At 51.9% G+C, this 12,827-nt stretch carries 11 protein-coding genes; 1 reads left to right on the top strand and 10 read right to left on the bottom strand.

The annotated features are described in order from the left end of the window. Positions 1–13: 13 nt before the first annotated feature. The 8 genes from KO508_RS08805 to KO508_RS08770 all read right to left on the bottom strand — a co-directional run bounded on the left by KO508_RS08805 (position 14) and on the right by KO508_RS08770 (position 8,121). Positions 14–1,366 carry an SPOR domain-containing protein gene (locus KO508_RS08805; RefSeq protein WP_216007957.1) on the bottom strand — a complete coding sequence of 451 codons (1,353 nt, stop codon included), beginning with the start codon at positions 1,364–1,366 and terminating at the stop codon, positions 14–16. A 35-nt stretch (positions 1,367–1,401) separates the two neighbouring features. After that, the gene (aroB, locus tag KO508_RS08800; protein WP_216007956.1) at positions 1,402–2,499 is read right to left on the bottom strand and encodes a 3-dehydroquinate synthase; all 1,098 of its coding nucleotides are present in this window, start codon (positions 2,497–2,499) and stop codon (positions 1,402–1,404) included. Further along, positions 2,492–3,058, bottom strand: a complete 567-nt coding sequence (gene aroK, locus KO508_RS08795) for a shikimate kinase AroK (RefSeq protein ID WP_216007955.1) — start codon at positions 3,056–3,058, stop codon at positions 2,492–2,494. Before aroK ends, aroB begins: the two co-directional genes overlap by 8 nt. A gap of 138 nt (positions 3,059–3,196) precedes the next feature. Next, on the bottom strand, positions 3,197–5,266 hold the full coding sequence (gene pilQ / locus KO508_RS08790; RefSeq protein WP_216008001.1) for a type IV pilus secretin PilQ family protein: 2,070 nt from the start codon (positions 5,264–5,266) through the stop codon (positions 3,197–3,199). 65 nt (positions 5,267–5,331) lie between these two features. Next, entirely contained in the window at positions 5,332–5,880 is a 549-nt protein-coding gene (locus tag KO508_RS08785) for a pilus assembly protein PilP (protein ID WP_216007954.1), read from the bottom strand. A 2-nt stretch (positions 5,881–5,882) separates the two neighbouring features. Further along, positions 5,883–6,494 carry a type 4a pilus biogenesis protein PilO gene (locus KO508_RS08780; RefSeq protein ID WP_216007953.1) on the bottom strand — a complete coding sequence of 204 codons (612 nt, stop codon included), beginning with the start codon at positions 6,492–6,494 and terminating at the stop codon, positions 5,883–5,885. Continuing rightward, positions 6,491–7,057 (bottom strand): PilN domain-containing protein, encoded by a 567-nt coding sequence (locus tag KO508_RS08775; RefSeq protein WP_216007952.1) that lies wholly within the window; start codon positions 7,055–7,057, stop codon positions 6,491–6,493. The genes KO508_RS08780 and KO508_RS08775 overlap by 4 nt, the downstream gene beginning before the upstream one ends. Further along, a complete protein-coding gene (locus tag KO508_RS08770) occupies positions 7,057–8,121 on the bottom strand; it encodes a pilus assembly protein PilM (RefSeq protein WP_216007951.1) in 1,065 nt (354 codons plus the stop codon). Before KO508_RS08770 ends, KO508_RS08775 begins: the two co-directional genes overlap by 1 nt. 194 nt (positions 8,122–8,315) lie before the next feature. Between KO508_RS08770 and KO508_RS08765 the strand changes: the two genes are divergently transcribed. Continuing rightward, positions 8,316–10,847, top strand: coding sequence for a penicillin-binding protein 1A (locus tag KO508_RS08765; RefSeq protein ID WP_216007950.1), 2,532 nt, complete (start codon positions 8,316–8,318; stop codon positions 10,845–10,847). A gap of 68 nt (positions 10,848–10,915) precedes the next feature. Here KO508_RS08765 and KO508_RS08760 read toward each other — a convergent pair whose 3' ends face one another. Next, positions 10,916–12,181: a malic enzyme-like NAD(P)-binding protein gene (locus KO508_RS08760; protein WP_216007949.1), complete on the bottom strand. Its 1,266-nt coding sequence runs from the start codon at positions 12,179–12,181 to the stop codon at positions 10,916–10,918. A 230-nt stretch (positions 12,182–12,411) separates the two neighbouring features. Beyond that, positions 12,412–12,636: a 50S ribosomal protein L31 gene (rpmE, locus tag KO508_RS08755; RefSeq protein ID WP_216007948.1), complete on the bottom strand. Its 225-nt coding sequence runs from the start codon at positions 12,634–12,636 to the stop codon at positions 12,412–12,414. Positions 12,637–12,827: the final 191 nt, after the last annotated feature.

The raw sequence follows: 12,827 nt of genomic DNA, 5'->3' as shown, positions 1-12,827 counted from the left end.
GGTTTTTACCGAGCTAAAGACCGTCGGTTGAACGCACCCAAGGAGTGCGCGAAATCAGTGCATCGGGCAATTGGGAGGCCGCCTGCTGCGCTTCTTCCTTGGTGGCATAGTTGCCATGAAGTACCATAAACCAGGGCTCATTCTTGCGTTCGGTCTTGGTATAAACCATTTCATCAAGAGATGCGTAGCGGGCGATAACATTGAGTGCCGTTTGCTCAAGGTTTCCAGCAACAAGCTGAATAGTCCAGCCCTTGCTACGACTGCGCAGCTCTTCAACCGCCACGTACCGGCTAGCATTTTTTGGAACAAAGTCAGGCTCAGGCTCAGGCTCAGGAATAGGGTCCGCTGGGGTTGCTGACTCTGTCAATGGCGGAAGAGTCTCAGCGGGAACCTCATCTTCCGGTGTTTCGGGGCCAATGGTAATGCTCTTGCGCACCCTATCCGGCTCCGGAATCGTTTCACTTTCCAAAGCCACCGATTCATCGTATTGCTGGGAAACGAACCACCAAGAACCGCCCAAAAGCAGCAGTGCAAGCGCTGGCAAGCGGAGCTGTTTTAAGTCGACACGCCGGGACGGGCGTTGTTTTGATGCGTCAGAAACAATATCCAGCCAGATGCCGGGCGTCACCCTTTTCAGGCGGGAAAAGCTGCCCTGACTGAGGTCGTATATTGTCGAAAGGCGAGCGGTACTCAGAAGTTCGTTCACCTTACCCCCCGCCTTATGAACACGAGGCTCAAGGTAAGAAAAAACCTCTTCCTTGGTTAGCGGTCGTAAGTGAATCTGATGAACGGAAACGGTAGACTCATTAAGCCCAAGAAGCGTTACGAGACGGTCCTCCCCGACAAACACCGGAACTGCCGCCTTGGCACGGTCAGCGGCTAAAAAGCCTTCAAGGATCAGCCGAAGAAGCTCAGGAGGCACCCGGTCAGCATCATCAATCAGCAGCACCATGCGCTGACCTTTAGCAACCCGGCTTTCAGACCAACGGAAAAATCGATACACAGCGTCGCGCGGATTGTCATCAGAGTTGGAGCCGGAACGGGTAACTTGCCGAAGGTCCCTTGCCAGCGCATTGGAGCTGGTCATGGCCGCAGCCGAAAGCCGATGGAAGCCCAGCCGCGATGACTCGCTACGCATCAACTCTGTTAGCAATCGACTCTTGCCAGACCCCGGCCCACCTGTGAGCAACAGCGCCATATCGCCAAACCCACATAGATGACGAAGCGCCTCTAACGCGTGATGGCGCATACCATCCGGAAAGAATGGCGTCTCCATTTCCAGCGGGTTATCTCTCAGACCGTATCGCTGCTGTAACCGGGGGAACAAACCTCCCCCGTCCAGACTATTGAAGCTATCGTCAGTCACAAAAGATCCTTGCCGTTCAATGTTGCACGCCCTACTCAGGTTTTCTGGCGGCAAAATGCGCTGAGCGTTGCGGAGAGGTTTGCCGCAGATGCCCGGGATGTTACTTCTGCTTCACCCACGGCCCGAAGTAGCACAAGCCTTAGCATGCCATCGACATTCTTCTTGTCGACAGCCATCAGGCTCATAAAGTCAGCAGGTGTCATGTTAGCCGGAGGCAATTCAGGCAAGTTGGCCTTACGAATAATGCGCAGAATACGGTCGTAATCGGCCGAACTTATCCAGCCTTCCCGGGCGGATACATCGGCCGCCATCATCATCCCGGTACCAACGGCCTCTCCATGCAGCCAGTTGCCATAACCGGCAAAAGTTTCGATAGCGTGACCAAAAGTATGGCCCAGGTTCAGCGTAGCCCTGAGCCCATTCTCTTTCTCATCTTGAGCTACAACATCGGCCTTGCATGCGCATGAACGAAATATGGCTTCAGCCAACGCCTTGCTATCAAAGTCCACAAGTTGATCCATTGCCTGTTCCAGCCAATCAAGAAAAGCTGTATCGCGAATCAAGCCGTACTTGATCACCTCTGCGAGCCCTGCAGATACCTCTCTCGGTGGCAAGCTGTGAAGCGTATTCGTATCAATCAAAACGGCTTCTGGCTGATGGAAAGCACCAACCATGTTTTTTCCGAGCGGGTGGTTAATGCCGGTTTTTCCACCCACAGACGAGTCAACCTGTGACAACAGCGTCGTCGGAATTTGTATGAACGGCACGCCACGCTGATAGGAGGCCGCGGCAAACCCCGTCATATCGCCAACAACGCCCCCGCCCAAAGCAACGAGAGTAGTTCTTCGGGTATGCTGCTTCTCCAGCAAAGCATCAAAAATCAGGTTCAGTGTTTGCCAATTCTTGTGCTTTTCGCCGTCGGGGAGCACGACTACATCAACGTTCTTGTCCGAAAAGCAGGCTTTTGCTTGCTCCAGATATAATGGGGCAACCACATCGTTGGTCACAATCATTACCTGTGAACCGCGAACGTAATTTGAAAGATCATATTCACCGAGCATACCCTCCCCAATCACAATGGGATAACTGCGCTCGCCCAACTCAACCTGAAGTGTGTGAAGCAGTTTATACATGGTTGCGCCCCTCCTTACGTACTTGCCTTTGATGTCTCGGTGTTTTGGGGTTTATTCGATTAACCAGTTGGCGCACGACAAGTCGTGGGCTCTTGCGGTCTGTATGCATGATAATATCGGCAAGCTCGGTATACAGGGGGTCTCGAACGGCGAACAGCCGCCGTAAGACGCCCTCTGGGTCATCGTTCTGAAGCAAGGGGCGGTTCCGGTCTTTCCGCGTGCGCTCTACCTGTTGATCTATGGATGTCCTCAGATAAACGACCACCGAATGCTTCTTTAGAAGCGCGTGGTTTTCAGAGCGCATGACCGCGCCCCCGCCGGTTGCCAAAACAGTTTCATGCTCAGTGGACAACTCGTCTAACATCGCTGTTTCGCGCTGCCGAAACCCTTCCTCGCCCTCCACGTCGAATATCCAGGGAATGTTTGCCCCACAACGCTCTTCAATGATTCGATCAGAATCCAGAAACTTATACCCCAACTCCCGGGCAAGCATCCGACCAATCGTACTTTTACCTGCGCCCATGGGGCCAACCAGCACTACGCGTTTGGGCAAAGACATAACTTCCGCTCAATAGTGTTCAGGCGGGTGAGAATATCACAGGGCCGAAGATTGCATAAGCTTCAGCGTTGATACAACAAACGGTACAGACACAAAAAAGCCGCCGGTTCATCGCGGCGGCTTTTTTCCTGACTCTTACTACTGGATCAGGTCGTTCTTGATGATCTTCGGTGTGATGAAGATCAGGAGCTCACTACGAAGCTCCACTACCTCAGAGCGCTTAAACAGGCGACCCAGATAGGGGATATCGCCAAGAAACGGGGTCTTAGTAGTTTGGGTTATATTGGTAGACTCAAAAATACCGCCCAGCACAACGGTTTCACCATTCGCCACCAGCACCTGTGTCGTTACAGAATTGGTATTGATTGCAGGCCCAGCAGCCGTCTCCTCACCACGAGAGTCCTGATTTACCAAAAGATCCATAATAATCTTGTCATCTGGCGTTATCTGCGGAGTCACTTCAAGCGACAGCACAGCCTCCTTAAAAGATACGCTAGTCGCGCCACTGCTTGCAGCTTCCTGATAAGGAATTTCCTGACCCGATTTGATTGAGGCAGTCTGGCGATCAGCAGTTACCACGCGAGGCTGAGACACGATCTCTGCCTTACCGTCACTCTCAAGCGCAGACAGTTCAAGATCTACCAAGAAGTCATCGCTACCAAAGCCAATGGCAAATGAGGATGCACCGTCCTCACTAACACCAAGATCCACTGCTAGCGCTCCCGGGAAAGAAATGCCCGCAGACCCGCCAGCAGCGGCCTCTCTAGCTTCACCGACCGTTCCAATAGAACCGCCTACAGAAACGATGTTATTTCCACTCACGTTGTATGCCGCACCACCCCAGCGAACACCAAGGCTTTCAGATACGTTGTTCTGAGCGCGCACGATACGAGCTTCGATTGAAACCTGCCGCACAGGAACGTCCCACGTGGATACGAGACGGCGAATTTCTTCCAGCTTTCCCGTTGTTTCGCGCACACTAATCGTATTGGTACGCAAATCGGAGGAAACGAAACCGCGATCGGAAATCAGCTCTTCGTCGGCCTCAATCAGCGCCACGATATCAGCAGCCTTGGCGTAGTTTACTTGAACTATATCTAGGCGAACGGGAGCCAACTCAGCGATTTGCTTAGTAGTCTCAAGCTCAAGTTTCTCACGCGCTGCAATTTCATCTGCCGGAGCGACCAACAGCACGTTACCAATCTGGCGCTTATCCAAACCTTTGGTCTTCAGGATAAGCTCAAGCGCTTGATCCCAAGGAACGTTCTGTAGGCGCAAAGTGATGCTGCCGCCGACAGTATCACTGGCCACCAGATTCAAGCCTGTAAAATCCGCGATCAACTGCAGTACAGAGCGTACTTCAATATCTTGGAAGTTCAGGGAAAGCTTCTCTCCGGAATATGGGAACTTCTCCTCGCGGCGGGATTCTGCCTCCTCTTCACTGAGCTTTTCCACGCTCACAGTGAACTGGTTACCGGACTGGTACGCAATGTAGTCATAATTGCCTTCAGGCCGAATCTCAACCACGGCATTTCCATCCTGCACGAACGTATCAATGCGACTGACAGGTGTTGCAAAGTCGGTCACATCCAAACGACGACGCAGATCTGCCGGCACTGCAATGCCATTCATTGTAAGGCGGATTTTGCCGCCCAATTCTGACAAATCTACCTGTGTTCGCGGGCTTCCAAGGTCTACAATGACTCGACCTTCACCTTTATTGCCGCGGCGGAAGTCAACGCCAGCCAGCGTGTCTGGTGCAGACGCTGGCTTCGATGCAGTCGCAGTTCCGGAAGAACTGGCAGCAGCCGAGGCCGAGTCCGAGCCCGCTCCACCGCCGATTGTCATCACTAAGGAGTTGTTGTTTCGAACGGTCTCGTACGGAGCGAGCTCAATCAGGTTGAAAATCAAGCGAGTCCGATCCTTGGTTTCGACGACTGTCATGCTCTGTGCATTGCCTGAGCCAAGCGGAACGCTCCGAGTGTCCAACCCGCTGGTGGTATCAGCCAAATCCACCGCTATCCGCGCTGGACGTTCAATAGTGTAACCCGACGGTTCGGGCGGCTGACCATCAAATTTAAGTGTCACTTCCAGGCGCTCTCCCGGTAGCGACGAAAACGACACGTCTTCCAGCGTGACCGCACTGGCCAGGCCGGATAACAACCCAAAAGCAATTACGCTGACGTATACATTGAGTTTTCTGAACATCGCTAGCCTCGACCCCGAACTTTTTTGTACATGCATTTTTCTTTCAATTTTCATCCGATCGCTCCTTAACCTGCTTCTTCGTCCAGTGTCAGAGAGCGAGGACGCTCTACCCAGCCACCCCGGCCATTGGGAACGATTTCGATAAGTTCTATACGGGTTTCACTGACGCCTATAATACGGCCGTAGTTCTGCCCCATGAAATTCCCGGTACGGACCCTGTGTATGCCACCCGCGTTATCCCGAATCAGTGCAAACAGGTTGCCTTTTTCGCCCTGAAGCGTACCCACCATGCCCAGATCCTTGAGATCAAAGTTTTCGAGCACTTCTTTAGGCCGATCTAGGTTGGGCTCAATGTCGCTGATTGGTTTTTCATCAATCATCGTAAGCTGAACGTCCATCGGCGGTTCAAACGGAGCCCGCCTATCAGCCGCAGAGTAACTAAACGCCTCGTACGCACTGAACTCCGGCAGTGGTTCTACGTGTCCCCGAGGCTTGGCTCGGGTGTCCGCCATAAACTTGTCCAGATCGGAAAAACCGCTGCCCTGAGAGCAGGCTGTCAACAGTGATACCAGACACACACCCAGCCAGGCTTTTCCCGCATGCTTTGCTGCCATGCTCATTCTCCAGCCCGGTAGCGGTAGGTACGAGCGACAACTTGCATATCAAGTCGCTCATTGTCTCCGCCAGTTGGTTTAATAGTTAAGTCATGCAAGGTCACAATCCTCGGCAAGCTCGCTACACTGCTAACAAACGATGCGAGCTCATGGTATGAACCTGTAACTCGGATATTGATCGGCAACTCGGAATAAAAGTCGCGTTTCTGCTCCGGCTGAAGCTTTACTTCCTGAAGAGCAAGGCCACTACCTAAAGCGGTATTAGTAATATCCTCCAGAAGGCCAGGCACTTCAGTTTCACTTGGCAACTGCCGCACAAGCGCTCCAAAGGTTTCTTCCATTTCAACCATTTGCGTTTTGAAGACCTCCAGATTGGCTACCTGGTAAGCTTTCTCTTCATACTTTTTGCGTAAATCCTGCTCCGTTTTTTCAACCCTATCGAGCTGGACGTATTGGTCCTTGATAAAGAACCAGTACCCACCACCCATTATCAGGCCAAAAACAATCAGAACAACAATCGCCTTGATCGGTGCAGGCCAAATGCCAGCGTTATTGATATCAAGATCATTGATATCAAAATCATTAAGACTTTTTAGGGAATCCGAGAGGCTCATTGTTTCTCCTCCCCTTCAGGCTCAGGTGTTTGTTGCTTCACAGTCATTGTGAACTCGCTGTAGCCCGCGCGTTGGCCATCCGCTGAAGACACGTTAGACAGGTTTGGGCTTGTGAACCAATCGGACTCATCAAACTGACGCATTAGAGTTGAAACGCGACTATTGGATTCAGCCATACCCGCAATGCTCACCTGATCTCCCGATCTCTTCAAATCCGTGTAATAGAGGCCATCAGGCAAGGTACGAACCAATTCATCAAAGGCACGGACGATAACCGGACGCTTACCCTGCAAATCCTGAATAACTTTCATGCGGGCCAGCAACTCGTCACGCTTGCGCTTGAGGCTATCAATCTCGCGAATCTGCTCATCTAGCTTCTTGGTAGCGGATTCGATATAGGCATTCCGAGACTGCTGGTACGCAATACTGTTATCAAGATCCGAACTCCACAAAAATGTGAGACCGGCGGCGATAATAGCGGTCCCCACCACCATTACAACAAACTGCTTTTGCTTCTCTGCCCGGAGCTCTTCGCGCCAAGGCCTGAGGTTAATTCTTGCCATTAGTCGAAGCTCCTCATTGCCAGGCCACAGGCAATCATCAGCGAAGGAGCATCATTGCTCAGCGCCGATGCATTGACCCGCGAGCCAACTGCCATTTCTGCAAAGGGATTCGCGACCAGTGTTGGCGTGCCTGTTTTTTCTTCCACCATTTCTGTCAGCCCTTGAATCGAAGCCGTGCCGCCGGCAAGCACCACATAATCCACCGAATTGTACTGACTAGCTCCGAAGAAGAACTGAAGGGCGCGCGCTACCTGCTGAACGACCGCCTCCCGAAAGGGTGTAAGCACTTCGGAATCGTAGTCGTCCGGCAAGCCGCCCTGCTTCTTAGCAAGCCCAGCTTCCTCAACCGAAAGCCCGTAGCGGCGCTGAATTTCTTCGGTAAGCTGCTTGCCTCCAAAAATTTGCTCACGCGTGTAAACGGTCTTGCCCTCAGCCAAAACGCTCAACGTGGTCATGGTGGCGCCAATGTCAACGATGGCGACGACCAAGTCTTCACCCTGATGATCTAGCTGGGATTCAATCAAAGCGTAGGCACGCTCAAGTGCGTAGGCTTCGACATCCACGATCTTCGTGTTGAGCGATGCTATCTCAAGGGCATCTTCACGGATGTCTACATTTTCTTTACGGCAAGCTGCCAAAAGAACATCCACTTGATCCGGGTTCGTTTCCGAGGGGCCTTGCACCTCGAAATCAATTGCGACTTCATCAAGCGGATAAGGAATGTACTGATCTGCCTCCAAGGCGATCTGGTCTTCCATCTCGAATTCGTTGAGCCCCCCATCCATTTGGATGAGTTTCGTTATCACCGCTGAGCCAGAGACCGCCACCGCCACCTGCTTAACGCTGGTCCGGGACTTGGAAGCCACCCGTTTTAAAACCTCACCGACAGCCTCGACATCCGTGATATTTTTTTCCACGACTGCGTTAGCCGGCAATGGCTCAACGGCATAGCTCTCGACCTTGTAACGATCGCCCTGCTTCGACAACTCAAGGAGTTTGACGGAGCTGGAGCTCACGTCGACACCTAATACTGCACTGGATTTCTTTCCGAACAATCCGAACACGCGCTCACCCTATACCTGGTTAGATGCACCCGGTTACATGTGTTATGTGTTTTTTATTTAAGAGAATTTCTTCATTATTCCGTTTACAATGCTTGCTCTCATTCAGTTGGGAACAATTGCAACGGTGAAGCGACTCATCCTTCCTAAAGCAATTTCTCAAATGATAGACCTATATCCAACAGTTGTCAGAAAAAATGTCCCATTTGTTGCGTACATCTCGCCTTTTTGCCTGGTTATTTCTCACCGGAATGAGTGTCGCCGTTATCCTAGGCTCAGGCTTCTATCTTTACCTTCGCCCTGGCCTCCCCCCAGTCGAGCAACTTTTGGAGATAAAACTCCAGACGCCGCTGCGGGTGTACAGCAAAGACAACAGATTAATAGCAGAATTCGGTGAAAAGAGAAGGGCACCGATCACAATCGAACAGATCCCAACAGTTCAGTTACAAGCCTTTTTGGCGGCGGAAGACTCGCGATTTTACGAGCACTTCGGAGTCGACATCAAAGGCCTGGTGCGGGCTGCAATCGAACTGGTCTCTACCGGTTCGATCCAATCTGGCGGCAGCACCATCACAATGCAAGTTGCAAAAAATTACTTTTTGTCACGTGATCGGACCTTTATTCGCAAGTTCAACGAGATACTTCTTGCAGTTCAGATAGAGCGTGAACTAGAGAAAAACCGAATTCTTGAGCTGTACCTAAACAAGATCTATTTAGGCAATCGGGCTTACGGCATTGCTGCTGCAGCTCGGGTTTATTACAACAAACCGGTTAACGAACTCTCCCTCGCCCAAATGGCCATGCTGGCAGGCCTACCCAAAGCTCCATCTGCCTACAACCCTCTCGCCAACCCTCAGCGTGCAATGCAGCGCAGGGACTGGATTCTGGGCCGAATGAAGGAGCTCCAGTACATTACTCCGGACGCCTATGACCTTGCCATTCAAGCACCACTTACCGCCACATACAATGCCACGGAAGCGGAGGTAGATGCGGACTACGTTGCGGAAATGGCCAGAGCAGAAATGGTCAGACGCTTCGGAGAAGAAGCTTACACCGATGGCTACACCGTTATCCTGACGGTAGACAGCAAACAGCAGCAAACAGCAACTGACGCCCTTAGAGCCGGCTTGGAAGCCTACGATCGTAGACATGGCTTCAGAGGAGCTATAGGCAAAATTGACAACGCAACCCTGGCTGATGGAGATCTGTCAGGCGTAATGCTGAACTATCCACGAATAGAGTCCTTGATGCCTGCCGTTATTACGGCAGTGAATGATAAGGATAACGAAGCGCGCGCCTATGTCCGCCGCTTTGGAGCGGCCGTAATGCCATTTGAATCAATGCAGTGGGCACAGCCTTATAAAACGGAAAATTGGACAGGCCCGAAACCTGAAAAACCTTCAGACGTTGTCAACATTGGCGATATTGTTTACGTTCAGGTCGAACAACTGCCAAAAACCCCAACCTTGGCCGAGGACGGCGAAGCTTCAGAGACCCCACCAGCGAACGACATTGACCAACCGGTGAAAGTGTCTCTCATGCAAGCCCCCAAAGCCGAGGGCGCACTGATTTCTCTAGAAGCAAAAACCGGTGCCATTCAAGCTCTTGCTGGCGGTTACAGCTTTGGCCAGAGCAAATACAACCGAGCCATACAAGCCAAACGGCAACCCGGCTCTACCTTTAAGCCGTTTCTGTATTTGACCGCACTGGAAAGCGGCATGACACCGGCAACCATCTACAACGACGCCCCGATCGTTTTTGACGATTCAGAGCTCGAAACCGCCTGGCGCCCACAAAATTCCTCGGGCCAATTTTACGGCCCTACGCCGCTTCGCGAGGCTCTGTATCGCTCACGCAACCTTGTTTCCATCCGACTCTTGAGGGATCTCGGCATCTCCAACACTCTGAACTACCTTAAACAACTCAAGGTTCCAACAGAGAATATGCCCAAAGATCTTTCCCTGTCTCTGGGCAGCGGACAACTCTCACCCATGGAGCTGGCGAGAGGGCTGGCTGTCATTGCAAATGGCGGATACGATGTAGAACCCTATTTGATCGAGAGCATTGCAGATGTAAATGGCAAGGAAATATATCGGGCTCCAAATATTGTTCTTTGTGATCGCAACTGCGATACCAACGAAACTGAGACCGAGCCCAAAACCGCCAACGAAGATGCAATTCCAGACGATGACACACCCGCACTAACAGCAGAGAACACACCTAAAACACGGATTATGCGGCGCCTGGCGGACGAGCGTTCGGTTTATATCCTGCATTCAATGCTTAGGGACGTTGTGAAACGGGGCACCGGCCGCCGCGCTCTGGCACTGGGGCGGGATGATATCGCAGGCAAGACAGGCACAACGAACGAGCAGAGAGACACCTGGTTTGCCGGATTCAACCACAACATTGCGACGACGGCATGGGTAGGTTTTGATCAACCAGCCCCACTGGGCCGTAGAGAGTTCGGCGCAAGCACAGCACTACCTATCTGGATAGACTATATGAAAGTAGCTCTAGAGGGTGCGCCATCTGCTTTCATGCCACGCCCGAACGGTATCGTTAATATTCGAATCAACCCGGAAACCGGAAGGCGTGCGAGGCCCGGTGAGGACGGCAGTTTCGAGATATTCAAAGAGGAAGATGCACCCGCACCTTTGGCAGAAGAGGATGAGAGGTCAAACGGCACTCACGGTAACGGAGATGACCTCTCACGCCAAATCTTCTGACCACCAAACAAAAACAAAAAACCGGCGGGATCACCGCCGGTTTTTTTGTGAACTCATAACGCCATCAGTTAGATGATGTCATCCATGCTCTTCAACGGGTAGTGCCCTGGGTAGCCTTTACTCGCAACACCAGAATCCACTGCAGCACGGGCAACAGCCGCCGGAACAACTTCCAGCAAACGAACATCCATGGGCTTGGGAATAATGTACTCTTTACCAAACTCAAAGCTGTCGGCACCGTAAGCTTCACAGATTTCCTGAGGCACAGGCTCTTTAGCCAACTCGCGAATTGCATTTACTGCGGCCACTTTCATCTCTTCGTTAATGCAAGTCGCGCGAACGTCGAGCGCACCACGGAAGATGAACGGAAAGCCAAGCACGTTGTTAACCTGATTCGGATAGTCTGAGCGGCCAGTAGCCATGATCAAATCATCGCGAACCGAATGCGCAACAGCTGGGTCAATTTCCGGATCCGGGTTGGAGCATGCAAACACAACCGGGTTTGGTGCCATCTTCTTTAGCTGATCAGCGCTCAGCAGATCCGGACCAGACAGACCGAGGAATACATCAGCGCCATCAATTGCTTCGTCCAAAGTGCGCTTGTCAGTATCATTGGCAAACATCGCCTTGTACTGATTAAGATCATCGCGACCAGAGTGGATCACACCCTTACGGTCAAGCATGAAGATGTTTTCAGAGCTGATGCCGCAACTGATCAACAATTTCATACATGCGATTGCAGCAGCCCCCGCTCCGAGACAAACCACTTTCGCGTCTTCAATCTTTTTGTTCTGAAGCTCAAGCGCATTGATCATCCCAGCGGCTGTAACAATCGCTGTGCCGTGCTGGTCATCGTGGAAAATCGGCACATTGCACTTTTCAATCAGCGCGCGCTCGATTTCGAAACACTCAGGCGCCTTGATATCTTCAAGGTTGATACCGCCAAAGGTGTCAGCTATGCGCTCAACAGTTTCAATGAACGCCTGCGGGCTTTCGGAATTGACCTCGATATCAAACACGTCAATCCCAGCAAAGCGCTTGAACAGCACGCCCTTGCCTTCCATTACCGGCTTGCTTGCCAGCGGACCTAGATTACCCAGACCAAGGATCGCAGTACCGTCGGAGATAACCGCCACAAGGTTGCCCTTGGCAGTGTACTTGTATGCGTTCTCCGGGTCCTTCGCGATCTCACGAACCGGCTCGGCAACACCCGGGCTGTATGCCAAAGCGAGGTCGCGGGCGGTCGCAGTCGGCTTGGAGATTTCTACACTAATCTTTCCAGGCCGCGGCTTGGCGTGATATTCAAGGGCTGCTTCTTTCAGATCTTGAGACATTGCCACTGTTCCGTTTGTCACGTTTAAAGGTAATAAGCCTTCAGACGGCAAATGCCTGCCTGAAGGAGCGCGACATTATGGCGCGCTCGACCTCAAACGACAAGGGCGATTCGAACAAACTGTGATCAGTCAATACGGCGAATTGCGTATAATCAAAATTAAGGGCTTATTTTTCACCAGCACAAACGAAAAAAGCGCCTTCAGGCGCTTTTTTCAACTTTGCAGCAAGATTAGTCTTTCTTGCCACCAGCAATACGACCGCCAAACCGCTTCTGGAACTTATCGATACGACCACCGGTATCCATGACTTTTTGCTTGCCCGTGTAAAACGGGTGACACTGGGAGCAAACATCTAGCTGCAGATCATGGCCGATAGTAGAACGGGTTTTGATCACATTACCGCAGGAGCAGGTTGCGGTGATTTCTTCGTACTTAGGGTGAATACCTTCTTTCATGGCGAACCTCTGTGGGTCATGCCGCTACCTGATCACGGGGCTCTTATTTAAGCTCTGGCGTCAGGCACCGCATGTTTGAATCAATGGAGAAGACGGGGCACAATCCATGCCCTGCCGCAAACAGACCGCGAATCTTACTTGCAATTATCTTGGCAGGCAAGCTTTGCAGGTGCATGAATCCTGCCCAATAC

The sequence above is a fragment of the Marinobacter salexigens genome, from assembly GCF_018860765.1.
In the GTDB taxonomy this organism is placed as follows: domain Bacteria; phylum Pseudomonadota; class Gammaproteobacteria; order Pseudomonadales; family Oleiphilaceae; genus Marinobacter; species Marinobacter salexigens_A.
Note: the sequence above shows the minus strand (reverse complement) of the source record. Positions and strands in the feature narration are given on the sequence as shown.